The following is a 24,620-nucleotide window of genomic DNA, read 5'->3' as shown; positions in this document are numbered from 1 at the left end:
TCGCAACGTTTCCAAATTTGTTGTGCAACGTTCTCAAAAATGATGCATACTCGATCGTGATCACCGACGATCGGAGACACCATGACGTCCTTCCTCACCTCAACCGCCCCTGGCTCACGTGCTTTGGTGGATGCCGCACCCGCTCCGCTGCTGGCCGCCGACTTCTACGAGTTCCAGAGCCGGCTCACCGACACCGAGCAGCGCGCCCTGAGCTCGATCCGCAGGTTCCTCGACACCGAAGTGCGACCCTTCGCCGATGACCACTGGGAGCGCGCGGAGAGCCCGCGTCACCTGGTGCCACGGATCGCGGAGCTGGGTCTGTACGGCAACGCCTTCCCTGAGACCTGGCAGTTTGAGAACAGCGCGGTCTTCCGTGGCTGGGTAGCGATGGAGATCTCCCGCGCCGACCCGTCAACGGCCACCTTCATTGGTGTGCACAGCGGCCTGGCGATGACCGCGATCTGGGTCGGTGGGTCAGACGAGCAGAAGGCCGAATGGCTGCCAACGCTTGCCGCCGGCGAACTGGTAGCTGCATTCGGTCTCACTGAGCCGGATCATGGTTCCGACACGGCCAAGGGCCTGGAGACCACGGCGGAGCGCCGCGGCGACGAATGGGTGCTGAACGGCGCGAAGCGCTGGATCGGCAACGGCGCCTTCGCCGATCTCGTCGTCATCTGGGCGCGCGACCTTGCCGACGATCAGGTCAAGGGGTTCCTCGTGCGCACGCCGGCGATCGGGTTCACCGGCACCAAGATCGAGCGCAAGCAGTCGCTGCGCGCGGTCGAGAACGCCGACATCGTGCTCGAGAACGTCGTCGTTTCGGAGAGTGACCGGCTACAGAAGATCGACGGCTTCCGCGACCTCGCGGTGGTGCTTCGCCTCACCCGCGCGGATGTCGCATGGCAGGCGCTCGGAGTCGCAGTAGGCGCCTACGAGGCATCCGTCGAATATGCCAAGACCCGTATTCAGTTCGGAAAGCCGATCGCCTCGTTCCAGCTCGTGCAGCAGAAGCTCGCCGACTCGCTGGCCGACATCACGGCATCCATCGCCATGTGCATGCGCGTCTCGCAGCTGCAGGATGAGGGCGCGCAGCGCGATCATCACTCCGCGATGGCGAAGGCATTCGTGACAAAGCGGATGCGCGAGGTCGTGGCCCGAAGTCGCGAGATCTGCGGTGGCAATGGCATCCAGCTCGATCACGGCGTCGCACGGTACTTCGCCGATGCCGAAGCCGTCTACACATTCGAGGGCACCTACGACATGAACTCCCTCATCGTGGGGCGGGCCATCACCGGCATCCCTGCCTTCGTCTGACCCGTCACGTTACGCGCACACCACCACAGGAGATCTCATGCCCGAGGCATACATCGTCGCCACCGCACGCTCCCCGATTGGCCGCGCCGGAAAGGGATCGCTCGTCTCGCTACGCGGTGACGATCTCGCCGCTCGCATGGTGCAGGCCGCGCTCGACAAGGTGCCGGGGCTGGACCCGGCCCGCATCGACGACCTGCTGCTGGGCACCGGCCAGCCCGCCGGTGAGCAGGGATTCAACATCGCGCGCATCGTGTCGGTGCTGCTGGGGCTTGACACCGTGCCAGGCACCACGGTGAATCGCTACTGTTCATCATCGCTGCAGACCACCCGGATGGCGTTCCACGCGATCAAGGCCGGCGAGGGCGATGTCTTCGTCTCGGCCGGGGTGGAGATGGTCAGCCGGTATGCGCAGGGCGCAGCGGATGCCTCGCCAGGACATGTGATCGAAAACCCGGCGTTCGGCGCTGCCGTCGCGCGCTCGACGTCGCGAAGCACGGCCGGCGCTGGGGCGTGGACCGACCCCAGGCGCGATGGGGCGCTGCCGGATCCGTATATCGCGATGGGTCAGACAGCCGAGAACGTGGCGCAGGTGCGCGGCATCACCCGTGACGAGCAGGATGCCTTCGCCGCACGGTCGCAGCAACGGGCCGAGGCGGCGATCGCGTCGGGGTTCTGGGCGCGGGACATCACGCCGGTGACCCTCGCCAACGGCACGGTGGTCTCCGCCGACGACGGACCTCGCGCCGGGGTCACCGCCGAGTCCCTTGCAGGGCTGCAGCCGGTGTTCCGTCCGGACGGAACGGTCACTGCGGGCAACTGCTGTGCGCTCAATGATGGGGCAGCGGCTGTCGTCATCGTGTCGGATCGCGTCGTGGAGGAGTTGGGGCTCGAGCCGCTGGCGCGCATCGTCTCGACCGGGGTGAGCGCTCTGTCGCCGGAGGTCATGGGGCTGGGGCCCGTTGAGTCTTCACGACGCGCGCTCGCCCTGGCCGGGCTCGACATCTCCGACATCGACCTCGTCGAGATCAATGAAGCTTTCGCCGCGCAGGTGATCCCTTCAGCACGTGAGCTCGGCATCGATGAGGAACGCCTGAACGTGCACGGCGGGGCGATTGCCGTTGGACATCCGTTCGGCATGACCGGTGCGCGCATCACGTCGACGCTGCTCAACGGGCTTGCTGTGACCGGTGGCCGCTACGGGCTCGAGACGATGTGCGTCGGCGGCGGCCAGGGCATGGCGATGGTGCTCGAGCGGATGTAACGGCATCCAACCACAGCAGGAAGAGGCGCGGCCCGGACGGGTCCGCGCCTCTTCCTGTGCCGCGAGTCACGCCGGGATGAAAAGGGCGACTGTCTCGGCGACCAGCGCCGGACGCTCAGAGCCCTCGATCTCGACCGTCGTGCGCATCCCGACGCGCCAGCCCTGCACACCGCCTTCGACGGACGTGACCTCCGTGACCGCACGCACGCGGGATCCGGCCGTCACCGGCTGCAGAAAACGCACCTTGTCGAGGCCATAGTTCACGACCATTGCTGCACCGTCGACCTGCAGCAGCCCCTCGGTGAGGCGCGGCAGCAGCGAGAGGGTGAGGTACCCGTGTGCAATGTTGGCGCCGAACGGCCCTGACGCCGCGCGCTCGGCATCGAGGTGGATCCACTGCCAGTCTTCGGTGGCATCCGCGAATGCCTGGATGCGCGCCTGATCGATCGTGAACCAATCGCCGGTGGCATGTGCCCCGATCGCCTCGGCGAGTTCCGACGGGTGGGCGGCGACGATGCTCATGACGCGGGCCCTCCTGCCACGTACAGCACCTGGCCCGAGACAAAGCCTGCCTCTTCTGAGATGAAGAAGGATGCCGCGGCGCCGATGTCCTCGGGCTGCCCTGCCCTGCCCACCGGGATCTCCTTCGGCATGTGCGCAACGAACTCATCGAAGCCGACACCCACGCGCTCGGCTGTCGAACGGGTCATATCGGTGACGATGAACCCCGGCGCGATCGCGTTTGCCGTGATGCCGTAGCGTCCGAGTTCGATGGCGAGGGTCTTCGTGAAGCCCTGCATTCCGGCCTTCGCGGCGGCGTAGTTCGCCTGGCCGCGGTTGCCGAGTGCCGAGGTGCTCGACAGGTTCACGACCCGACCCCAGCCGGCCTCGACCTGATGCTTCTGCACCGCCCGGCTCATCAGGAATGCACCGCGCAGATGCACGGAGATGACCGAATCCCAGTCATCCTCGGTCATCTTGAACAGCAGGTTGTCGCGGATGATCCCTGCGTTGTTCACCAGGATCGTCGGTGCGCCGAGTTCGGCGGCGATCAGGTCGACGGTTGCGGCCACCGCATCGGCGTCGGCGACGTCCGCGCCGACTGCGATGGCGCGGCCTCCGGCGTCGATGATGGTCTGCACGGTGCCTGCGCAAGCGGCTTCATCCAGGTCGAGAACAGCGACGGCGTGTCCGTCGGCGGCAAGACGAATGGCCGTTGCGGCGCCGATGCCGCGTGCGGCTCCTGTGACGATGGCGGTGCGGGTCATGGAGGGTCCTTTCGGTGGGGGCTAGGGCTGAGTGGTTCAGAAAGTGAGCAGTTGGCGCAGTTCGCTGCCGGTGGCGAGTCGGTCCATCGCCTCGGGTAGCTCGTCGAGGCGGATGCGGGATGACACCAGTCGCTCGAGTGGAAGGCGACCGGCGCGCCAGAGCTCGACATAGCGAGGGATGTCGCGCTCCGGTACGGCAGACCCCAGGTAGCTGCCGATGATGGTCCTCGCCTGTGCGGTCAGCTGCAGCGGAGACACCGTGGCCGTTGCATCAGGCGCCGGCAGGCCGACGGTGACGGTCGTGCCTCCTGGCGCGGTGAGTGCGAGGGCGGTCTCGAATGCGCGCGCGGAGCCGGCGGCCTCGATCACTACCGGCCCGTGCAATCCAGCATCCACCGCTTCTGCCGGGAGATACGCGGAGGACGCGCCGAGTTCGCGCGCGAGATCGAGTTTCGCAGGCACGGCGTCGACGCCGATGACCTCGTGACCGAGAGCTGCGGCGACGAGCAGAGCGGCCATGCCGACGCCGCCGAGTCCGACGACGATGACGCGGTCACCCGATGCGGGGCGGCCCGCGTTGATCACCGCTCCGCCGCCCGTGAGCACGGCGCAGCCGAGCAGCGCCGCGATCTCGGCTGGCACGTCGTCGTCGACAGTGACGACTGAGGTGCGGCTGACGACCGCGTGCGTCGCGAATGCGCTCACGCCGAGATGGTGGTGGATGTCTTCACCGGTCGCCGAGTTGCGGTGCAAGCGGATGCCGTCGCCGATGAGGGTGCCGCCGTTGTTCGCCGCGGAACCCGGGATGCAGGGGAGGCGTCCGTCCGTCCGGCAGTTTTCGCAGTCGCCGCATCGGGGCAGGAATGTCATCACCACGCGGGTGCCGATGGTGATGTCGGAGCCACCGGGTCCGACCAGCTCGATGATGCCGGATGCCTCGTGGCCGAGCAGCATCGGCATCGGACGCTGACGGGTGCCGTCGACGACGCTCAGATCGGAATGACAGACGCCCGCAGCCTCGATGCGCACGAGCAGCTCGCCGGGGCCGGGAGGATCCAGCTCCACCTCGCCGACCGTGAACGGCCGGGACTGTGCGAACGGGGGTTCAGCACCGGATATCTCAAGCACGGCTCCGCGGATGAGCATCCGACCTCCCTATGGCCACGCGTCAACGCGCGACTCTGCAATAATCATACCGACCAGGCGGTATGTAATCTAGTCATGTGCGATCTCGGCATCCCAGTATGGTGAGTGCATGGATCTGCGGGTCGCAGCATACGCGGTCGTCACCGACGACGAGGGAAAGGTGCTGCTGGCGCGCTGGACCGAGGGTCGCCGAGTCGCGTGGACGATGCCCGGTGGCGGGCTCGAACCCGGTGAAGATCCAGAGGATGCGGTGCGTCGAGAGGTCCGTGAAGAGACCGGCTACACAGTCCACGTGCAGGAACTGCTCGGTGTGCACTCCCGCGTCATTCCGGCCGGACGTCGAGTGAAGAAGGCCGCCGTCCCGCTGCATACGCTGCGCATCGTCTATCGAGCGAAGATTTCCGGCGGCAAGTTGCGCTTTGAGGAAGACGGCTCGACCGATATGGCCGGCTGGTTCACCACACCCGCCGTCGCTGAGCTACAGCGCGTCAAACTCGTCGACATCGCACTGCGCATGGCCGAGGTCATCTGACCAGGAAAACCCGGAAACCCGGAAAACCCTGAAACCCGGGAAACCCTGATTCCCGGACGGAGCGCTCAGCCTCGCGGCTGCTCAGGCACGGTGATGTCGGCGACCGTCGCACCGTAGGCGGCGATCAGCGCATCGGCGTCGACGAACAGGCTGTAACCGTGCGCGCCAGCACCCATTGCAACCTGCTGTCCGACGATCGACTCATCGGCGTACACCGGCCAGTCGGTAGAGCTGCCGATCGGCACGATGGTGCCGCGCTCGTACCCGGTCGCGGCCAAGGCGAGCTCGGACTCGGGCAGGCGCAGCTTGTTCACGCCCACCAGGGCGCGCAACTTCGGCCACGAAATTGAGCGCCCGCCCGGCACCAGCGCGAACAGATATGTGTCGTCTGCACGCTTCACAACCAGCGTCTTGACGATGCCTGACGGGTCGATGCCGAGCAGCGCTGCAGCTTCGTGCAGGCTGTTCGCCTCAGGTCGCTCGCGGATCTCGATGTCGAGACCGCGCGCCGCCGCGGCATCCCTCACCCGTGAATGCGGGTCAGGCGAACTCACGCGTCTGGTGCGGAAAGCGGGTCGTCAGCAACCCAGAGCTCGTCGTCGGTGCGCAGCGCCTGCCATGCGGCGTAGAGCACGCCGGCAGCGGCAGCGACGCCGAGGATGATGGCGATGACCGATCCAAGACCGGGGCCGCTCTTCACGGGAGCTGCGGGCTGGTGCGAGAACGACAGGCCCTGACGCTTCGCGTTCGCGACATCCCATGCCGACAGCGCGGTGCCAACGACGCCGCCGACGATCGGGACGACCTTGTCATCCACGACCTGACGGCCAATCTTGATCCCGCGGTTGACGGTCGGCGCAACGCGTCGGTTGTAGGTGTCGTGCACGACGGGGAGAACCTGCTCGCGACCGACATTACCGAGCTGGCGACCGGCCTCGCGGGCGACGTCTGCTGCATGACCAACGAGAACCTGCTGGGATTCCCAGAGTTCCGTAGCGTCGTTCTGCAAACGGCGCAGTTCTTTCTTGCGCTTGCGGGTGAGGCTCACAATGTTCTCCTGCCGAGTTGGAGTACGGGGCTCCCCATCTTGCCAGACGAGTCTGGATGAGGGGAGAGAATCGACCATCTCATATGAAGCTCTGCGAGAATAGGGTCATGGCTCAGCACTCTCACGTTGCAACTCTGCACACCAACCGCGGCGATATCGTGGTCAATCTCTTCGGCGACCACGCTCCGAAGACCGTCAAGAACTTCGTCGGTCTCTCCGACGGAACCCAGGACTGGACTGACCCCGCCACCAACCAGCCCGGCGAGGGCGCGCTCTACAAGGACGTCATCTTCCACCGCATCATCCCGAACTTCATGATCCAGGGCGGCGACCCGCTCGGCCAGGGCGTCGGCGGCCCCGGATACAACTTCGACGACGAGATCAACATGGACCTCAACTTCAGCGAGCCCTACATCCTCGCGATGGCGAACGCTGGCCTTCGTCGTAACCCGATCACCGGGAAGGCTGAGGGCACGAACGGCTCGCAGTTCTTCATCACCACCGACCCGACCCCGTGGCTGCAGGGCAAGCACACAATCTTCGGCGAGGTTGCCGATGACGCTTCCAGGAAGATCGTCGACGCAATCGCCGCAGTTCCCACCGCAGCCGGTGACCGCCCGATCGAAGACGTCGTCCTGCAGTCGGTCGACATCGTCGCCGTCTGATCACGTCAGCTCTGGCCGATCCGGATGACTACACCTGAATTCACGAGAAATCGCGAAAACTACTGCTATCGCCATCCGGATCGGCAGAGCTTCGTGCTCTGCCAACGCTGCATGCGCACTGTCTGCCCCGAGTGTCAGACTCAGGCGGCGGTCGGGGTCATCTGCCCCGAGTGCATGAAAGAGCAGCGCACCAACCGCACCCCCGCGCAGAAGCGCGCTCAACGGCAGTGGGGTCGCCGTTCCACGGTATCGATGGCCGCCGTTCAGTCCGGCAAGCCGATGATGACCTACGGCATTATCGCGGTCACCGCATTCGTCGGTCTGCTGCAGCTGGTGCCAGGCCTGGACATCAGCGGGTTGTTCCGGTTCTGGGTCGGCTATCTGCTCCCTGATCTTTCGGGCTACCCCTTCCAGCCGTGGCGCCTGCTCACAGCGGCTCTCGTCCACAGCGGCATCTGGCACATCGCCCTGAACATGCTCGCGCTCTGGATGCTCGGCCGCAGCCTTGAGCCCATGCTCGGTCGCTGGCGATTCCTCACCCTCTACGTGCTCGGAGCGCTCGGTGGCTCTGTCGCCGTCGGCATCATCGCGCCCGGAAGCGTCACTGTCGGTGCATCCGGCGCTGTCTTCGCGCTGTTCGGTGCGCTGCTTGTCATCGGATTGCACATCGGCGCCAACATGACCGGACTGTTCGTGTTGCTCGGCATCAACCTCGTGATCGGATTCGTGCCGGGGTTCAACATTGCCTGGCAGGCGCACCTCGGCGGCGCCGTCGTCGGTGCGCTGGTCGGACTCATCGTCTTGCGCACTCGCAAGCGCTCGCAGCGGCACTGGCAGATTCTGCTGCTGATCGCAGTTGCGGTGCTGTTGCTGGTAGCCGTGTTCACCCTTCCGCGGCTGATTCTGACCTGATCAGAAGTTGTTAACAGGGTTCTCCACCCCTGTGAATAACAACCGTGTAATTCTCCCCAGGCTGTGGATAACTTTGGGGATAACTTTTCGGGCCGGCCCATCCACGAAAAACGCCCCCTCAAGAGAGGGGGCGTTCACAAGAGTGGATGCGAGGCTCAGCGCCAGCGCGTGGTCATGAGGAAGCCGATCAGCGCGATGCCGAGGCCGATGGCAAGATTCCACGAATCGATACCGGGAATGGGGAACTGCATCCCGGAGATGTAGAACACGAGGATCCATGCCAGCCCCAGCAGCATGAAGCCCAGCATCACCGGCTTGAACCACACGGCGTTCGGGGCCTGCTCGCCTTCCGCGCGCTCAACAACGGGTTCTTCGCTCTTACGCTCTCGTGCCATGCGGTCATTCTACCCAAGACGGCAGTCTTTGCAGTGTTCTCAGGCTGGCCTTCACTCGCGCGCGTTAGGATCGCCCCTATGACTGCCTCCGCCGTGCCGATGACGCGGCGTCAGCGTCGGCAGCGGAGTCGTCCACGCGCCACCTTCACCAGCGTGCTCGGCGAACTTCTGCTGACAGCGGGAGTCATCGTCTTGCTGTTCGTCGCCTGGCAGATGTGGATCGGCGACATCATCCTCAGCGCACAGGGCAACAGCGCAGGTCAGGCGATTACGCGGGAGTGGGAGCAGCTTCCTGTTCCGGAGCCCCCTCCCGTCGTCGAAGACGAAAACACGGGTGAGACCTGGTACGAGCCTCCTGTGCTGGAGCATCCGGGCCACGGCGAATATCTCGCACAGATGCGCGTGCCGCGTTTCGGTGATGACTACAACGTTCAAATTGCCGGTGGTACCAGCCGTTCGGTCACCCTCGACAACGGCTGGATCGGTGTATACGACCAGTCAGTGATGCCGGGGCAGGTGGGCAACTTCTCGGTCGCCGGCCACCGCACGACCTGGGGCTTCCCGCTGAACCGCATGGACAAGCTGCGTCTGAATGACGCCATCGTGGTCGAGACGCAGGAAGGCTGGTACACCTACCGCTTCCGCACACTCGAGTACGTTCAGCCGAGCGAGATCGATGTGCTCGAGGATGTTCCTCAGGTGCCGGGTGCCGTCACCGGAGAGCGCTACCTGACACTCACCGCCTGTTCACCTCTGTACTCGCTCGCCGAGCGCATCATCGGCTATTCCGTTTTTGAGGGCTTCCAGCCTCGCGCCGAGGGTGCACCGGAATCCCTGGCGTCCGTTGACGAAGTGGCGGCCCCGTCGTGGTGAGGAAGATCTGATGTACGCAGCAATCTGGCGCATCCTGCCCGGCCCATGGTGGCTGCGGGTGCTGATCCTGCTCGTTGCGGTCGCCGCGATCCTCTATGGACTCTTCTTCTACGTCTTCCCGTGGGTGAGCCCGCTCATCACCCCGGGCGAGGTCGACCTGGAGTGAGCGTGCGCGTGCTCGTCGTGGACAACCACGACAGCTTCGTACACACGCTCGTCGGCTACCTGCGTGAGCTCGGTGCCGACACCGAGATGATCGAGGCGGATGCCGAGACGGTAGCGGGCTTCGCCCGTATCTTGCCTGATTTCGATGGCGTGCTGCTCTCCCCTGGTCCAGGCAGGCCACGGGATGCCGGTGCTTCGGTCGACATTGTCCGCCTCGCGGCCGAGCGACGGATGCCAATGCTGGGGGTCTGTCTCGGACATCAGGTGATCGGCGCAGCCTTTGCCACTGAAATCGCTGAAGCACCGGAACTCATGCACGGCATGCTCTCGTCGATCAACCACGACGGGGCGGCTCTGTTCGACGGCATCCCTTCACCCTTCGACGTGGGCCGCTATCACTCGCTGGCACTGCCGGAGGCCGAGCTGGCACCAGAGCTCGTCGTCACGGCACGCACGACGTCGGGGACGGTCATGGCGCTCGCACATCGTGAGCTGCCGATTCGAGGCGTGCAGTTCCATCCGGAGAGCGTGCTCACCCAGCACGGCTATCGGCTGTTGGCGAACTGGTTGAGCGAGGTCGCGTCAGCGGCCGGGGTGGCGTACGACGCGCGACGGGCATCGGCGGGGTTGACGCCGCTGCCCTCGGATCACTCGCAGTAGCGCAGTTCGACCTCGGAATGCACGGGAACGTCGCCGGGTGCGAGTGACAGCGACAGCACTATTCCCGGGGCTTCCAACTCTCCACACTCGCCGATCGACGTCGGCACAGCGGTGAGATTGAGGTTCTCCAACTCAGCCGTGGCCGCATCTACCGTGAAGCCGGTGACATCGCGCATGGTGACTCGCCCACTGGCGACGACGAGGTTCACGATCGTTCCCGGTGCGACTTCGTCGCCTGCCTCGACGTTGGTCGTGGCGAGCACTGTTTCGGCGGCGCTTTCCGCGTCATTCTCGGGATTCACGTTTCCCAAAGCCAGGCCCTCTGCTTCCAACGCCTCGACTGCGGCCGATTGTGAAAGGCCGATGAGCTTCGGAACGATCACGGTCTCGGCGCCTGCAGAGACATAGACAGTGACGGTCTGGCCGACCTCTACCGACTGCTCGGCCTTCGGGTCGGTGCGGATCACATTGCCCTCGGTGATCTCAGCATTGGCTTCGGTGACGATGGTGGAAAGCAAGCCGAGTTCTTCGAGGTCGGTCTGTGCGCGCTGTGAAGAGACATCGATGAGGTCGGGCACGACGCGGGATGAGGTCGGAATCTGCTCACCGCGTGGCATCAGGATCACCCACAGCAGAACTGAGATGAGCAGCACGGCCAGCAACGCGACGCCCGCCCAGATCCACACCACCGGTGGCCCAGACTGGGTGCGGGCCATCGTCGTGTCGGTGCTGAGCTGGCGAAGCGAGCGTGCGGTCTCCTGCGCCTGACGAGGGCTCGATCCATACAGCTCGCTGGTGAGTGCGCCGAGCTGCTTCTTGCTCGGAGCCTTGCCGGCGACGGCACTGTCCAGCGCGGCGCGGAAGCTCGCTGCATCCGGATAGCGCTGGTAAGGGTCTTTTGCGAGGGCACGCAGCACGATCGGGTCAAGGGCACCGGGGGCGTCTTCATTGACCTCAGTGGGCGCGAGCGGCGTCTCGCTGACGTGCTGGTACGCGACAGCGACCGGCGACTCTCCGCGGAACGGCTGACGGCCGGTGAGAAGTTCGTAGAGCACGACGCCGGTCGAATACAGGTCAGCGCGGGCATCCACCGGCTCGCCCTTGGCCTGCTCGGGCGAGAAATATGCGGCGGTGCCAATGATCTGAGTGGTCTCGGCGACGGTCGATGATGAGTCAGACACCGCACGCGCGATGCCGAAGTCCATGACCTTGACCTGGCCCTTTTCGGTGACCATCACGTTGCCGGGTTTGATGTCGCGGTGCACGACGCCAGCGCGGTGCGAGTAGTCGAGAGCCTCGAGGATGCCGTCTACGTAGCGAAGGGCATCCTCAACGGGCACGGGGCCTTCGGCGATGATCTCCTTCAGCTGGCGTCCCTGCACGAGCTCCATGATGATGTACGGCTCGCTGCCAGGCGAGCCCGCAGGGGCGGAACCGTCGCCGGCCGAAGCAGGATCGCCCGCATCGAACACGCGCACGACCGAAGGGTGCGACATCCGTGACGCAGCCTGTGCTTCCAGCCGAAAGCGGGTGCGGAAAGCCGTGTCGCGAGCGAGGTCAGGATCAAGGATCTTGATGGCGACTTCGCGACCGAGCGTGATGTCGTAACCGCGATAGACCTTCGCCATGCCACCGTGGCCGATGAGCTCGTCCACACGGTATCGCTCGGCAATGATGCGCGGCTCTGCGGACACTGAAGACTCCCCCTGGTCTGACAACAACGTGAATCTACTGAGGTTACCCTCAGCCTTCGCTGTTCTTGTCGTCCTTGTTGTTGCCGTTGCCGTTGCCGTTGTCACCGTTGCCCGCGCCGGGCGTGGGTGTCGGTGTCGGTTCCGACTCAGGCTGGACGATGGTCACCGAAAGGTCGTTCGAGTTCGGTGATGTACGAGGCTCGCCGCCACCGCCGCAGATTCCGGCGTAAGAGGCGACCATCCGCTGCGCATCCTCTGCATCGCTGACCAGAACCTGCACGCTGCGCACGTCTGCGCCGAATGTGGGCCCTACGCCGCCGACGAAGGTGGCGCCGGTGAGATTCACTGTGTAGCCGTCGACAGTCGTTCCGCTGGGACAGGTGAATCCTGCGCCCCACGTGATCGTCACAGTCGAACCGGCCTTGACCTCAGACGGGTTGCCGTTGATCATCGGGACGTCCGAGGGCGCCGTCAGCGGTGCACGCTCTCCGTAGGAGGTGAGCGTGATCGTCTGGTCGACGGCCACATTGCCTCCAGGCTCGACCATGTAGATCTGGCCAATCTCCTCGTCCGAGGCCGCCGCGTTACCAGGGACGCAGTTGACGAGGGTGAAGCCGTTCTCATTGAGAATCGCCGTAGCCGCTTCGCACGTCTGACCGTTCAGGCCCAGCGAGTCGACGTTGACGCGCGTCGGCTCGGGCGTCGGAGTGGGCGTGGGCGGCGGCGGTGTCGTCGGCGGAGCGGACGTGGGTGTATCGATCGGGGTGGGGTCGTTCGGGTTCATCAGTCCATAGACGGTGGCACCCAGCACGATCGCGAGCAGCGCGATCAGCGCGATCAGCGGCCACGTCCACGGGCTGCGCTTCTTCTTCGGACGATCCTCTTCAGCGGCGCTGCTGCCGGCGGGCAGCTGCGCTGTAGTCGGGAGGATGCGCGTGGCGCCGTCATCGCCGTTTGCCGTGAGCAGGCGCGTCGCGTCATCATTTGCGACACCGCCGGAAGCGATAGCAGGGACGGCGATCGCTGCGGAATTCAAATCGCCGCGGCGGAGGGCCTGCGCTGCACGTGCGACCGTTGCCGACGAAGAAGGCCGGTCGGCCGGCTTCTTCGCGATCATCGCCATGACGAGGTTCTGCACCGGGATCGGCACCGTAGGCGGCAGCGGCGGGGGCTGCTCGTTGATCTGTGCCATCGCGATCGCGACCTGCGACTCGCCAGTGAACGGGCGCTTGCCTGCCAGGCACTCGTACGCGACGATTCCCAGCGAATATGTGTCGGTCGCAGGAGATGCCGGGTGCCCTGACGCTTGCTCAGGCGACAGATACTGCACAGTACCCATGACCTGACCGGTCGCCGTCAGCGGCACCTGGTCAGCGATGCGGGCGATGCCGAAGTCAGTGATCTTCACCCGGCCATCCGGGGTGATCAGCAGGTTTCCGGGCTTGATGTCGCGGTGCACGAGACCGGCAGCGTGCGCAGCCTGCAACGCGGATGCCGTCTGCGCGACGATATCGAGCGTCTTGTCGGCGCTCAGTGCGCCGTCGCGCTCGAGAAGCGTGGACAGCGCCTCGCCTGGTACGAGTTCCATGACGAGGAAGGCACTGCCGTTCTCCTCGCCGTAGTCGAAGACACTGGCGATGCCCTCATGGTTGACGAGTGCGGCGTGCCGGGCCTCAGCGCGGAAGCGCTCGAGGAAGCCCGGATCCCCCATGTACTCGTCCTTGAGGATCTTGATGGCGACGATGCGTCCGATGACATGATCGGTCGCCTCCCACACCTCGCCCATACCGCCGATTGCGATACGCGACTGAAGCTCGTATCGACCACCGAACGACACACCCTGCGTCGGCCTCATTTGTAAAGCACCGCCTCTATGACCATCTTCGCGATCGGGGCGGCGAGCGTGTCACCGGATCCCGACTGTCCCATTCCGCCGCCGTTTTCGACAACGACCGCCACCGCAACCTGCGGGTCGTCCGCAGGTGCGAAACCGGTGAACCATAACGTGTACGGATCGTCGGGGTTGTGCTCGGCCGTCCCCGTTTTACCGGCGACGTCGATACCGTCTATTCTTGCACCCGTCGCCGCGCCATTCGCGACGCTCGCCACCATTGACCCGGTGACCTCATCGGCGACATCAGCATCCACAGCGCGATCGAACTCCGTGCTCTCGTATTCGCGGATCACCGAGAGATCGTTGCCGATCACTGCATCCACCAGGCGAGGGTTCATCACCACTCCATCGTTAGCAAGGCCGGCCGAGATCATTGCGACCTGCAACGGCGTTGACGTGACCTCTCCCTGACCGAATCCGGTCAGGGCAGTCTGAGCGTCGTCCAGGCCGCGCGGGTACTTGGAGACGGCGGATGTCAGAGGCGTATCGAAGCTCTGATTGAAGCCGAACTTCTCGGCGGTCTCGAGGATCGCCTGGTCACCGATCGCGACAGCGAGCTCCGCCATCGGGATGTTGCAGCTCAGGCGGAGCGCCTCTGCGATCGTCACGGTCTCGCCGGATCCGCACGTGCCGTTCCAGGCGTTCGACACCTGATTCGTGGAACCAGGCAGCGTGTAGCGGGCCGGGTTGGGCAGCGTCGACTGCGACGTCCAGTCGCCGGTGGCGTATGCAGCGGCCGCAACGAGCACCTTGAACGTGGACCCAGGCGGGTTGAGCTCGCCGATGGCACGGTTCTGCAGCGGGTTCGGCTTCAGCGCGTCAAGAGCGTCGTAGGCGGCTTCAGCCTGGCTGCCGCTGTGCACGGCGAGCTGGTTCGCGTCGAAGCCGGGACTCGACACCATGGCGAGGATTCGGCCCGTCGAAGGCTCGATGGCGACGACAGCGCCCTGCAGATCGCCAAGCCCTTCGTATGCGGCCTGCTGCGCCGCGGCATCCAGAGTCAGTTCGACGCTGAACCCACGTTGCGGCTGGCCGGAGACGATCCGCTCGATCTCGGCGAAGAAGGCGCCCCCGCCGGTGCCGGAAAGATCTGTGTTCAATGCGTTTTCGATGCCCGTCGATGACTGCAGCGCCGGGTTGAAGTAGCCGGTGACGCTCGACCAGATCTCAGAGTCGGTGTACACGCGCTGATACTGGTACTCGTCTTCGGATGGCACCGAGTACGCGATCGGCGAGCCATCGGCGATGATCGACCCGCGCTGGATCTCGTAGCTGTCCAGCAGGGTGCGCGTGTTGCGGTCAGACTGAGCGAGGTTCTCAGCGGCGACCACCTGGATCCAGCTGGTCGACGCGAACAGCGCGAGGAACATGAACAGCATGACGATGCTGAGACGCCTGAGTTCTTTAGTCATCAGCCGATCACCACCCTGGGCTGGCGGCGCACGCCGTCAGAGATACGCAGCAAAAGTGCCACGATGAGCCAGTTCGCGACCAGCGATGACCCGCCGGCTGCGAGGAACGGCGTGGTGAGACCGGTGAGCGGGATGACACGGGTGACGCCGCCGACCATGATGAATACCTGCAGGGCAATCGTGAAGGAAAGGCCGATGGCGAGAAGCTTGCCGAAGTCGTCCTGGCCGGCGATCCCGATGCGCACGCCGCGACTGACGAACACCATATACAGGCAGAGGATCGCGAACAGGCCGATCAGCCCGAGCTCTTCGCCGAGGCTGGGGATGATGTAGTCACTCTGCGCGAGCGGGGTGATGTCGGGGCGGCCCTGACCAAGACCCGTGCCAAGCAGGCCACCGTGCGCGAGCCCGTAGATGCCCTGCACGAGCTGGTATCCGGGGCCCTCCGGGTCGACGATGTCTGGATCGAAGGCGAACAGCCAGTTCGTGAAACGGCCGCGCACGTACTCGAGGATCTGGGTCGCGGCGAGCACTCCTGCGGCAACCATCGCGAGGCCGATCAGCACCCAGCTCGTCTTGCCGGTGGCGACGTACAGCATGGCGATGAACATGCCGAAGATCAACATTCCGGTTCCGAGGTCGCGCTGCACGACAATGATGCCGAGGGAGATGACCCAAACGATGATGACGGGGCCGAGCTCTCGCATCCGAGGCCACGTCATGCCGAGGAACGACTTTCCGACCGAGGTGAGGCTCTCGCGGGTGCGCACCAGATAGCCGGCGAAGAAGATGGCCAGGCAGATCTTGGCGATCTCGCCGGGCTGGAACGAGAAGAGCCCACCGAGCGAGACCCAGACATCCGCTCCCGCGTCGCTGACGCCAAGGCCGGGAACGAACGGCAGCAGCAGCAACAGGATTCCGACGAGGCCGAACACGTAGGTGAACCGGAACAGGACGCGATAGTTGCGCAGCAGGATGACGATCGCGATGGCGCCAGCGAGTGAGATCGCCGTCCAGACCAGCTGCTTCGTCGAGTATGCCGCCCACCCGGTGAGGTGCTCGGCGATGTCAAGTCGATAGATCATCGAGATGCCCAGGCCGGTCAGCAGGGTGGCGATGGGCAGCACGAAGGGGTCGGCATCGGATGCCACGAACCGCAGCACGAAGTGCAGAGCGAAGGCGAGCACTGCCAGGCCCCCGCCGATGAACAGGATGAACGGGTCGATGGCCCCAAGCGCGCCCAACTGCACGAGCGTGAGTGCCGCGCCGCTCAGAGCGCAGGCGAACAGCAGCAGCCAGAACTCGCGGTTGCGCTGGGTCTGCGGCATCCGCATTCGGCGCAGCGCTTTGATGACCGCGGTATCGGTGGCGACGTCGGTGCTCATTCGGCACCCTCCCCTTCGACAGCGTCAGTGAGGGCCGGGGTGGGAGCGGGGGTGGGCGTCAGCGTGGGTGTTGGCGTGGGCCTGGGCATGGTGGTCTCGCCGGTGACCTCTTCTGCTCCAGCCTGCAGGCGGTCAACGATCGCCATGGCATCGGCGAGCGAACGCGCGTTGATCGTGCGCTCCACCGAGGAACGCTGGTACGGCGGCAGATCGGCGAGCAGGATGTCGGTGTCTTCGATCTCGGTCGACAGTGGGATCGGGCCAATGTTCTGCTGCACCCCCTGGAAGATCACGACGCTGTCTTCGTCCGCACCGATGAAATAGCGCGTCTGAGTCCAGCCGTACGCAAGGAAACCTGCGCCGGTGAGTGCGAGGATCACGACGACGAGCGCAGCGATCCAGCCGATGCGGCGGCGCTTTGCGCGGCGGCGATCCTCCTCGATGAGCTCTTCGAGGTAGTCGGCGGCTGGCTCGAAGTGCGAGGGCTCGTTGGCGGCTTGACGCACGGGGTGCAGCCAGTTCGCGCGGCCGGTGCGTGCGGCAGGGATGAGCACACCGGAGGGGTTGGATGCCGCTCCGACGATGGTGGCGGGGCCGGAGGAGAGCGGATGCGCACCACCCACCTCGACCAGCACGATCGTCACATTGTCCGGCGCGCCGCCGTCGAGTGCCTGCTTGAGCAGATTGTCAGCGGTGCGGCCAGGGGGCAGGCCCAGACGCATGGCTTTGAGGATGTGCGGGTCGTCGACGACACCGGTGAGGCCGTCGGAGCAGAGCAGCCAACGGTCGCCGGGGAGTGTGGGCATGACGAAGAGATCGAGCTCCGGGTCATGGTCCATGTCGCTGAGCACGCGCATCAGCACCGAACGGCGCGGGTGATACCGGGCCTCTTCAGGAGTGATGCGGCCTGAGTCGACCAGGCGCTGGACGAAGGTGTGGTCGGCGGTGATCTGCGTCAACTCGTCATCGCGGTAGAGGTAGATGCGCGAGTCGCCGATGTGACCGATGACGGCGTGGTCGTCGACCATGATGATCGCGCTGACCGTGGTGCCGAGACCGGCGAGCTCGGGGCGCTCCTTGGCCGCGCGGATGAGATCGCCTGCGGCCGTCGTAACCGCAGCCTGGAGGGATGCTTGCGCGTCATCTGTGGAATCGAAGGCCTGGTCGAGGCGTTCCAAACGCTGGATGGCGATGCTGGATGCGACATCCCCTCCCGCGTGGCCGCCCATGCCGTCGGCGACAGCGAACAGGTTGTCGCCGGAATAGCCGGAGTCTTGGTTGTTAGAGCGGACCTTCCCGGTGTGGGAGATCGCAGCACTCGATCCTTCGAAGACCATGCCCGCGTCAGGCTCGCAGCTCGAAGGTCGTGGCGCCCACCTTGATGGCGTCACCGATGCTGATCGGTGCCGGAGCCCCGCTGACGCGTGCGCCGGCGAGGAAGGTGCCGTTCGTAGAGTCGAGATCCTGAATGATCCAGCTGTCGCCACGCAGCAGAAGGCGGGCGTGGTGGCTGGAGGTGTAATCGTCGCGGATGACGAGACCGGATTCGCTGGAGCGGCCGATCGTCATCGGCTGGGTGCCGAGCGGAAGCTCGAGTCCTGCCTTCGGCCCAGAGGTGATCACGAGTTTGGACACGGTGCTCGTGGTGGCTGCTCCGCTCGTACGCGGGGCGGCCTGCGGCTTCACGGCCGGTGTCAGAGCCTGCGTCAGTGCGGATGAGGCGGCCTGTGACGGCGCGGGGGTGGGTGTCGCGGCGGCGACCGCTGCCTCGGCCGGAAGCTTTCGCACCTTCACGCCGAACAGGTCAGCGCGCAGCGAATAGATGACGCCGAACACGAAGAACCACAAGAGCACCAGGAATCCGATGCGCAACAGCAGGAGCGTCAGTTCAGGGACGTCGGTCATCGATTCACCCCCGACGTGTGATCAGCCGTCACGGGGACAATCCGAAACACGAGGTCGGTGCGACCGATCGTGATGGTCGTGTCGGTGGGTAGTGGCGCTTCGCGCACCTTGTCACCATTGACCTTCGTGCCGTTGGTGGAGCCGAGATCGCGCATCATGGCGCGCTCACCGTCCCACAGAATCTCGACGTGCTTGCGGCTGGATCCGGCATCCGTGATCGTGATGTCGGCGTCGCTGCCGCGCCCGATGACGCTGCGTGCGTGAGTGAGAGTGTGGCGGCGTCCGTCGACGTCGACGACGGCCTGCCAGCTGACGCGGCCTTCGACGGTGCCGGAGTCCACACGTACTGTGCCGGTGGCGACCTTCTCATCGATTTCGAGTGTGATGGAGACGGGGCCAGCGAAGCTGTAGCCCTGCGCTTTCGCGTGCGTGTTGATGAGTGCGTGCAGCTCGTCTGTCAGGGCGCCGCCGAGTGCGTGCATCCGCTGATAGTCGTCTGCGCTGAGGCGCACGGCGTAGCCGTTCGGGGCGATGATGCGCTCGCGGCTGACGACAGCGGCTTTGATGTCGGCTTCGCGACGGATGGCCGAGGCGATCTCCACCGGTTGGATGCCGCTGCGGAAGGTCTTGGCGAATGCGCCGTTCACGGCGCGCTCAAGACCCTTCTCAAAGCTGTCAAGTAGTCCCACTGGGCTCCTCTGGCATTGCGGACCGGTAGACACATCGTAGCCAGGTGACCTGGATATGCGCCTGCTGGGCGTCGCAATCGGCGTTGTGCCGGTCGAACTGCGGTCAAGCTGCGGGCAAGCTGCGGTCGAGAATGGCTTTCCTGCACGGGACAGGACTTGGCCACACCTGTCTGATGCTGCAGGACCATTCTCACCGGTGCAGAGCGTGAGCGGGGCGGCCTCGGCGAGTTCAGGGAGAGGGATTCTGCGTGATATCCTCTTCAAGTTGAGTTCTTCGGAATGAGACGTTCGCGCGAGTGGCGGAATGGTAGACGCGCTGGCTTCAGGTGCCAGTGTCCTTACGGGCGTGGGGGTTCAAGTCCCCCCTCGCGCACGCGAATGAAAACAGCCCTTCACCAGGTCTTAGGATCCAGGTGAGGGGCTTTTTCGTTTCTCCTCAGGTTCAGCGGAACACTCGGCTGATCGAACCCCCGGTCTGGAAGAGTTGCAACCACGCGAAGAAGCGTTGCAATGGGCGCAGCGGGAAGCCGACCACGCGACGCCAGCCGGTGCGGCGCGGCCAAGACGAGGTGAGAGTGGCTTGGGTGCCGCCCGCAGCGGGTGAGAGCTCGATCGAAAGCGTGCGGGAAATCGACTGAGGGGCGTCGGGGAACTCGAGTAGCCAGACCACCGACGTCGGCTCCAGTGCGACGGCCTGCGTGATTCGCCGCCGCCGAAACGGCTCCTTGACCTTGGCAGGCTTACCATCCGGGTACGTGGTGCGTGAATGGACGATCCAGGCGCCCGAGGTTTCCACCTCGACGGTTCCCGACTGCGGATCCCACTCCGGCATCCGCTCAGCATTCGATACGAGTGCCCAGACATCGGCAATGGATGCGGGGACGAAGGCCTCGAATCGCCCCTGCACCATGTTCTTCGACGACGTCGGATGCTGCGGAATCCGTTCGGCATCATCGAGTCGTTCAGTCACCGCGGCCGGTGTCGTCCCCATTCGTTCAAGGATGCCGGCGATCAGCCCGCTCGGCTCTGTCAGCAGCTCGCGCAGAATCGCGGCCGCGTCTCCTGCGCGCCGGCCCTCGCCAGCGCGGGTCATGACGCCCAATGCTCGCTCGCTCCACTCGTACCCCGCGGTCTCGTGGAACGTGATGCGACCGGGCTCGTTCTGCTCGATGGAGACACCGAGTGACCGCAGTTGCGCGGCGTGCTGTTCTCGTGTGGCTTCGCGCGCAGCATCCAGCGTGATGCCGAGTCCACGCAGCACCTGACCGGCCTTCTGTTCGCTGAGCATCAGCGCGAGCAGGAGATGTTCGAGGTCGGCCTCGCGGCGCCCCTCGCGTGATGCCTCCTCCATGGCGGTGGTGCTCAGCGTCTGCATGGTCGCGGCGGCGGTAAGGAAGCGACTCATGAGTTCCTCCTTGGGACGGGGATTGTCGGATCGACGCGTTTGGCGTACTTCTTGTGCACGGCCTGCCGGCTCACACCGAGCGCATCGGCGATCTCCTGCCAGCTCATGCCCGCCCGCAGCGCGGCCTCGACCTGTTTGAGCTCGAGCGTGTCGGCGAGAACGCGCAGAGACGACACCGCACGCAGACCTGCCCGGGGATCGCTGAGATCGGCGGCGATGGCCGCGATGGCTGTGGATTCCATGCTGTCAACCTATGTTGCGTAGAATTATCTGTCAACTCCGGTTGCTAGCGACCAGGCGACTAGATTTGCAGCACACCTCTCCTTATTCGACGGAGTGCCTCATCTCTCGTTCTGTTCTCTCCTCGGCTGCTGGTCGCGGCGTCGCGGCAATCCTGCTGGCATCCGTACTGTTCGGTGTGATCAGCCTGCTGGGTGGCCATCTCGACGGCTTCACACCTGAGGAGACGACGGCCTGGCGCGTGCTGTTCATCCTTATCCCACTCCTTGCGGTGCACGCATCCTCGAGGGCCCGCACCGAGCTGAAAACCGTGACCGCGCGCATCACGCGCAGCCCGAAACTAATACTGATCGTTCTCGTCTCCAGCGGCATCATGGCGCTGCAACTGTGGGTGTTCATGTGGGGACCAGCCAACGGGCACGCGCAGGACATCGCCTTCGGCTACTTCCTGCTGCCGCTGGTGATGGTCGTCGTGGGACGCGTGTTCTTCCACGACCGGCTGAGCATTCTGCAGTGGCTCGCGGTGGCGGCAGCCGGCGTTGGTGTACTCGCTCAGTTGCTGATCGCCGGAGGCGTGAACTGGCCGGTCGCCATCATTGCCGGCCTCTACCCGATCTACTTCGCTCTTCGCCGCTGGACTGGTCTCGATTCGATGCAGGTGTTCCTGATCGAGATCGTCGTGCTCATCGTGCCGGCTGTCGTGGTGATCATCGTCTCGTACGCGTCCGATCCATTGCGCAGCATCCCCGCGTCCTGGCCCTGGATGCTGCTGATGGCGTCGCTCAGCGGTGTGGCGATGACCCTCTATATCCTCGCCTCACGCCTGCTTCCGCTGTCGCTGTTCGGTCTGCTGTCATATCTCGAGCCTGTGCTGCTGCTGGGCGCGGCACTTCTTCTGGGCGAGATGTTCACGGCGCAGGATGCGTTCGTCTACATCCCGATCGTCATCGCCCTTGTACTGCTCGGTGTGAGCGGACGCCGCCATCGTGGAGGCTCCCGGATCCATCTGGAAGAGCCACCGCTGTGACCGGTCAGATCCAGCCCTATTCTCCAACCGTACGCGTCGCTATTGCGACTCCGGCCACGGGTCGACCTCGTGTCCGAGGCGGGGCATCGCAAAGGTGACGCCAGCGCTGCGAGCCCGCTTCTCGAGCCATTCGAGCGACTTCGCGACGTTGTCGAACGGCGCGGGCAGGGGCCGCAGGGGGCGATCGAGCCTGCGTGTGAAGTTGTCCCAGTGGATGGGGATCACGCGCCGTGCCCCAACGGCTTCCACGGTCTCCCGCCAGTACGCCTCTCGGAACTCGTCGGACTGCGTGCCCAGCGCGCCGATGCCGAGGTAGACGGTGTCTGCATGCCGCCCCGCGAGGGCACCGGGAATGTACGCTGCGCTCGCGTGGATGAGGACTGTTCCGCGCTGATGCTCGGCGAAAAGGGAGTAGCACTCCCCGGTGCGGTACGCCACTGTTTTGGCGGGGGGAGTGATCGGTGTCGTGATCTCGCCAGGGACGAGGTCGTCGGGACTGTGGGCTGCGTGCACCGCCGTGAGCGTGAACGTGCCGAACCGGACCGGCTGGTCATGGTGTGCTGTCATGAAGCGTTCCTGAGGAAAATCGACTCCGCGGGAGATCTGCCGCGTTGACTCCGATCCGATGAGCCAGGAGCCGGTCTTCTGCGCGACCGTCGCAGAGTCGAGGGCGTGATCGACGTGGGAGTGGACGACGAATACCGCATCGAGTCGGTCGATGTCAGCGCGACGCAGGGCGGCCTTGATGCGCCGCTGGTCTGGTCGGACCTTGCCGAAGGAAAAGCGGAGGAGGCCCGGTCGGGAGAAGTAGCCGTCGGTGAGGATCGCCGTGGTGTCGTCCCGGAGCAGCACAGTGGATACGCCGAGAAACACCGCGCGGACTTCGCCTTTCGCTGCCGGCGGGGCCACCGCTTCGGTGAACGCATCCCACTGGTCGATGTTCGGCGTTCGCATCATCTCGCTGATGATCGTGGGGACGCTCTTACCGCCGCCGAGCTTCAGCTTGCCGTCGCCGCTCATAGCGCCTTGCCCAGGGCGCGGCCGACGGTGCGGCCGGTGAAGATGCATCCGCCGAGGAAGGTGCCTTCCAACGCGTTGTAGCCGTGCGCGCCGCCGCCGCCGAAGCCCGCTGCCTCACCCGCGGCGTACAGGCCGCTGATCGGCTGCCCGGCTGCATCGAGAGCTCGGCCGCTGAGGTCGGTCTGGATGCCACCGAGAGTCTTCCGAGTAACGATCCAGAGCCGCACGGCGATGAGGGGGCCGTGCGAAGGGTCGAGGATTCGGTGCGGCTTCACGGTGCGAGTGAGCTTGTCACCGAGGTAGCGACGGCTGTTCTGTATCCCCATCGTCTGCGCATCCTTCGAGTACGGATTGACGATCTCGTTGTCGCGGGCCGTGATCTGCTTCTCGATCTCTCCCAGATCGAGAAGGCCGTCTCCCGTCATCTCGTTCATGCCGCGCACCAGCTCGGAGAGCGTGTCGGCGACAACGAAGTCGGCGCCGTGGTCTTTGAAGGCCTCGACCGGGCCCGGTGCGGAGCCGCCCAGCCGACTGCGGAGCAGCAGGCCGAGATCGCGGTTGGTGATGTCAGGATTCTGCTCAGAGCCGGAGAGAGCGAACTCCTTCTTGATGATCGTCTGGTCGAGGATGAACCACGAGTAGTCGTACTCGGCGATATCCGGCGTCGTGCGGAGGATCTTCAACGTGCCGAGGGTGTCATAGCCCGGCAAACCCGGTGCCGGGAGCCGCCTGCCACGTGCGTCCAACCAGAATGAGGATGGTCCGGGGAGGATGCGGATCGCGTGGTCTGGCCAGATCGGGTTCCAGTTCTGAACCCCCTCGGTGTAATGCCACATTCGGTCTCTGTTGACCAGGCGCACTCCCTGCTCGGTGGCGATGTCGAGCATCCGTCCGTCCACGTATTCCGGCACGCCGGTGATCATTTTCCGCGGAGGCGTACCGAGGCTCTCCGGCCACCACTTCCGCACTTGCTCATGATTGCCGCCGATGCCGCCGCTGGCGATGACGACCGCTTGCGCGCGGAACTCGAATTCGCCGAGCGGGTCGCGGTTCGATGGCGCACCGCGGCGGGCAGTGTCCGGCGCGAGCACGGTGCCGCGCACGCCGGTCACCACACCGTCGTCGAAGATCAACTCGTCCACGCGATGGCGGAAGTGGAACGCCACGTGCCCCGCGTCGGATGCTGCTCTGGCCTTGTTCGCGAAGGGCTCGGAGATGCCCGTTCCCGTTCCCCAGGGCACATGGAATCGGGGGACGGAGTTGCCGTGACCTCGAGCGGTCAGCGCTCCGCGCTCCGCCCACCCGACCAGCGGCGTGAACTTCACGCCCTGCTCTTCGAGCCACGCCCGCTTGTCGTCCGCGGCGAACTCGACGTAGGCCCGACCCCACTGGGCGGCCCATTCGTCCTCGGGGTGCTCACCGTCCAGACGATCCCAACCCGCTGAACCCTGCCAGTCCTGCCAGGCCAGCTCGAACGAGTCGCGCACTCTCAGACGTCGCTGCATCGGGGTGTCGACCATGAAGATGCCGCCGAACGACCAGAAGGCCTGCCCGCCCAGGTTCGCGGCGTTCTCCTGATCAAGGATCAGCACTTTCTTGCCCGCCCGCACGAGCTCGTTGCTGGCGACCAGGCCCGCAAGGCCACCCCCGATGATGATGACGTCTGCGTCCATCGTGTCTCCCGATCCTCTTGCGTCGACAGTGCTTTGA

Annotated in this window: 26 protein-coding genes and 1 tRNA gene; 10 read left to right on the top strand and 17 right to left on the bottom strand. The window is 65.1% G+C overall.

The genetic code is table 11. The annotated features are described in order from the left end of the window. Positions 1–81 precede the first annotated feature (81 nt). Complete coding sequence (locus AC1C2O_RS12770; protein WP_495430813.1) at positions 82–1,314, top strand: acyl-CoA dehydrogenase family protein; 1,233 nt, start codon at positions 82–84, stop codon at positions 1,312–1,314. Between the two features lie 37 nt (positions 1,315–1,351). Next, positions 1,352–2,575, top strand: coding sequence for an acetyl-CoA C-acetyltransferase (locus AC1C2O_RS12765; protein WP_495430812.1), 1,224 nt, complete (start codon positions 1,352–1,354; stop codon positions 2,573–2,575). A 66-nt stretch (positions 2,576–2,641) separates the two neighbouring features. Here AC1C2O_RS12765 and AC1C2O_RS12760 read toward each other — a convergent pair whose 3' ends face one another. From AC1C2O_RS12760 to AC1C2O_RS12750, 3 genes are read right to left on the bottom strand one after another with little or no spacing between them, the layout of a single operon-like run. Next, positions 2,642–3,097 (bottom strand): MaoC family dehydratase, encoded by a 456-nt coding sequence (locus tag AC1C2O_RS12760; protein WP_495430811.1) that lies wholly within the window; start codon positions 3,095–3,097, stop codon positions 2,642–2,644. Next, positions 3,094–3,843, bottom strand: coding sequence for an SDR family oxidoreductase (locus tag AC1C2O_RS12755; protein ID WP_495430810.1), 750 nt, complete (start codon positions 3,841–3,843; stop codon positions 3,094–3,096). The genes AC1C2O_RS12760 and AC1C2O_RS12755 overlap by 4 nt, the downstream gene beginning before the upstream one ends. A 36-nt stretch (positions 3,844–3,879) precedes the next feature. Further along, positions 3,880–4,989: a zinc-binding dehydrogenase gene (locus AC1C2O_RS12750; RefSeq protein ID WP_495430809.1), complete on the bottom strand. Its 1,110-nt coding sequence runs from the start codon at positions 4,987–4,989 to the stop codon at positions 3,880–3,882. 109 nt (positions 4,990–5,098) lie between these two features. Between AC1C2O_RS12750 and AC1C2O_RS12745 the strand changes: the two genes are divergently transcribed. Next, positions 5,099–5,521 (top strand): NUDIX hydrolase, encoded by a 423-nt coding sequence (locus AC1C2O_RS12745; RefSeq protein ID WP_495430808.1) that lies wholly within the window; start codon positions 5,099–5,101, stop codon positions 5,519–5,521. Between the two features lie 65 nt (positions 5,522–5,586). Here AC1C2O_RS12745 and AC1C2O_RS12740 read toward each other — a convergent pair whose 3' ends face one another. Together AC1C2O_RS12740 and AC1C2O_RS12735 are read right to left on the bottom strand one after the other, a co-directional pair. Continuing rightward, on the bottom strand, positions 5,587–6,048 hold the full coding sequence (locus AC1C2O_RS12740) for an aminoacyl-tRNA deacylase (protein WP_495430807.1): 462 nt from the start codon (positions 6,046–6,048) through the stop codon (positions 5,587–5,589). A gap of 23 nt (positions 6,049–6,071) precedes the next feature. Then, entirely contained in the window at positions 6,072–6,569 is a 498-nt protein-coding gene (locus AC1C2O_RS12735; RefSeq protein ID WP_495430806.1) for a DNA helicase, read from the bottom strand. A 107-nt stretch (positions 6,570–6,676) separates the two neighbouring features. Here AC1C2O_RS12735 and AC1C2O_RS12730 point away from each other — a divergent pair, with 107 nt between their 5' ends. After that, a complete protein-coding gene (locus AC1C2O_RS12730) occupies positions 6,677–7,234 on the top strand; it encodes a peptidylprolyl isomerase (protein WP_495430805.1) in 558 nt (185 codons plus the stop codon). A gap of 24 nt (positions 7,235–7,258) precedes the next feature. After that, the gene (locus AC1C2O_RS12725; protein WP_495430804.1) at positions 7,259–8,146 is read left to right on the top strand and encodes a rhomboid family intramembrane serine protease; all 888 of its coding nucleotides are present in this window, start codon (positions 7,259–7,261) and stop codon (positions 8,144–8,146) included. A 155-nt stretch (positions 8,147–8,301) separates the two neighbouring features. On the opposite strand, the gene AC1C2O_RS12720 is transcribed toward AC1C2O_RS12725, so the two are convergent. Continuing rightward, positions 8,302–8,541, bottom strand: a complete 240-nt coding sequence (locus AC1C2O_RS12720) for a cell division protein CrgA (protein WP_495430803.1) — start codon at positions 8,539–8,541, stop codon at positions 8,302–8,304. Positions 8,542–8,619: 78 nt separating this feature from the next. Between AC1C2O_RS12720 and AC1C2O_RS12715 the strand changes: the two genes are divergently transcribed. The 3 genes from AC1C2O_RS12715 to AC1C2O_RS12705 are packed head-to-tail and all read left to right on the top strand — an operon-like array spanning position 8,620 to position 10,239. Further along, positions 8,620–9,414 (top strand): class E sortase, encoded by a 795-nt coding sequence (locus AC1C2O_RS12715; protein WP_495430802.1) that lies wholly within the window; start codon positions 8,620–8,622, stop codon positions 9,412–9,414. Between the two features lie 10 nt (positions 9,415–9,424). Further along, positions 9,425–9,580, top strand: coding sequence for a hypothetical protein (locus AC1C2O_RS12710; protein WP_495430801.1), 156 nt, complete (start codon positions 9,425–9,427; stop codon positions 9,578–9,580). After that, positions 9,577–10,239 (top strand): anthranilate synthase component II, encoded by a 663-nt coding sequence (locus tag AC1C2O_RS12705; RefSeq protein WP_495430800.1) that lies wholly within the window; start codon positions 9,577–9,579, stop codon positions 10,237–10,239. Before AC1C2O_RS12710 ends, AC1C2O_RS12705 begins: the two co-directional genes overlap by 4 nt. On the opposite strand, the gene pknB is transcribed toward AC1C2O_RS12705, so the two are convergent. Genes pknB through AC1C2O_RS12670 form a run of 7 tightly spaced genes read right to left on the bottom strand, consistent with a single transcriptional unit; the run spans position 10,227 to position 19,218 of the window. Next, positions 10,227–11,933 (bottom strand): Stk1 family PASTA domain-containing Ser/Thr kinase, encoded by a 1,707-nt coding sequence (gene pknB, locus AC1C2O_RS12700; protein ID WP_495430799.1) that lies wholly within the window; start codon positions 11,931–11,933, stop codon positions 10,227–10,229. The two genes, AC1C2O_RS12705 and pknB, sit on opposite strands and share 13 nt — an antisense overlap. A gap of 49 nt (positions 11,934–11,982) precedes the next feature. Further along, complete coding sequence (locus AC1C2O_RS12695; RefSeq protein WP_495430798.1) at positions 11,983–13,788, bottom strand: serine/threonine-protein kinase; 1,806 nt, start codon at positions 13,786–13,788, stop codon at positions 11,983–11,985. Further along, a complete protein-coding gene (locus tag AC1C2O_RS12690) occupies positions 13,785–15,239 on the bottom strand; it encodes a peptidoglycan D,D-transpeptidase FtsI family protein (RefSeq protein ID WP_495430797.1) in 1,455 nt (484 codons plus the stop codon). Before AC1C2O_RS12690 ends, AC1C2O_RS12695 begins: the two co-directional genes overlap by 4 nt. After that, the gene (locus AC1C2O_RS12685) at positions 15,239–16,624 is read right to left on the bottom strand and encodes an FtsW/RodA/SpoVE family cell cycle protein (RefSeq protein ID WP_495430796.1); all 1,386 of its coding nucleotides are present in this window, start codon (positions 16,622–16,624) and stop codon (positions 15,239–15,241) included. The genes AC1C2O_RS12690 and AC1C2O_RS12685 overlap by 1 nt, the downstream gene beginning before the upstream one ends. Next, positions 16,621–17,961, bottom strand: coding sequence for a PP2C family protein-serine/threonine phosphatase (locus tag AC1C2O_RS12680; RefSeq protein ID WP_495430795.1), 1,341 nt, complete (start codon positions 17,959–17,961; stop codon positions 16,621–16,623). Before AC1C2O_RS12680 ends, AC1C2O_RS12685 begins: the two co-directional genes overlap by 4 nt. A gap of 7 nt (positions 17,962–17,968) precedes the next feature. Continuing rightward, a complete protein-coding gene (locus AC1C2O_RS12675; RefSeq protein ID WP_495430794.1) occupies positions 17,969–18,529 on the bottom strand; it encodes an FHA domain-containing protein FhaB/FipA in 561 nt (186 codons plus the stop codon). After that, a complete protein-coding gene (locus AC1C2O_RS12670) occupies positions 18,526–19,218 on the bottom strand; it encodes an FHA domain-containing protein (protein WP_495430793.1) in 693 nt (230 codons plus the stop codon). The genes AC1C2O_RS12675 and AC1C2O_RS12670 overlap by 4 nt, the downstream gene beginning before the upstream one ends. 290 nt (positions 19,219–19,508) lie before the next feature. On the opposite strand from AC1C2O_RS12670, the gene AC1C2O_RS12665 reads away from it, so the two are divergent. After that, positions 19,509–19,591 (top strand) — tRNA-Leu (locus AC1C2O_RS12665). A gap of 69 nt (positions 19,592–19,660) precedes the next feature. Here the strand turns inward: AC1C2O_RS12665 and AC1C2O_RS12660 are convergent. Next, positions 19,661–20,623, bottom strand: coding sequence for an SRPBCC family protein (locus AC1C2O_RS12660; RefSeq protein ID WP_495430792.1), 963 nt, complete (start codon positions 20,621–20,623; stop codon positions 19,661–19,663). Next, positions 20,620–20,865, bottom strand: a complete 246-nt coding sequence (locus AC1C2O_RS12655; RefSeq protein ID WP_495430791.1) for a helix-turn-helix domain-containing protein — start codon at positions 20,863–20,865, stop codon at positions 20,620–20,622. Before AC1C2O_RS12655 ends, AC1C2O_RS12660 begins: the two co-directional genes overlap by 4 nt. A gap of 65 nt (positions 20,866–20,930) precedes the next feature. On the opposite strand from AC1C2O_RS12655, the gene rarD reads away from it, so the two are divergent. Beyond that, a complete protein-coding gene (gene rarD / locus AC1C2O_RS12650; RefSeq protein WP_495430790.1) occupies positions 20,931–21,890 on the top strand; it encodes an EamA family transporter RarD in 960 nt (319 codons plus the stop codon). A 39-nt stretch (positions 21,891–21,929) separates the two neighbouring features. On the opposite strand, the gene AC1C2O_RS12645 is transcribed toward rarD, so the two are convergent. Together AC1C2O_RS12645 and AC1C2O_RS12640 are read right to left on the bottom strand one after the other, a co-directional pair. After that, a complete protein-coding gene (locus AC1C2O_RS12645; RefSeq protein ID WP_495430789.1) occupies positions 21,930–22,910 on the bottom strand; it encodes an MBL fold metallo-hydrolase in 981 nt (326 codons plus the stop codon). Then, positions 22,907–24,583 carry an FAD-binding dehydrogenase gene (locus AC1C2O_RS12640; protein ID WP_495430788.1) on the bottom strand — a complete coding sequence of 559 codons (1,677 nt, stop codon included), beginning with the start codon at positions 24,581–24,583 and terminating at the stop codon, positions 22,907–22,909. The genes AC1C2O_RS12645 and AC1C2O_RS12640 overlap by 4 nt, the downstream gene beginning before the upstream one ends. Positions 24,584–24,620: the final 37 nt, after the last annotated feature.

It is taken from the genome of Microbacterium sp. Y355, from assembly GCF_059445345.1.
The sequence above is the reverse complement of the archived record's forward strand: the minus strand, read 5'-3'. Positions and strand labels throughout refer to the sequence as shown.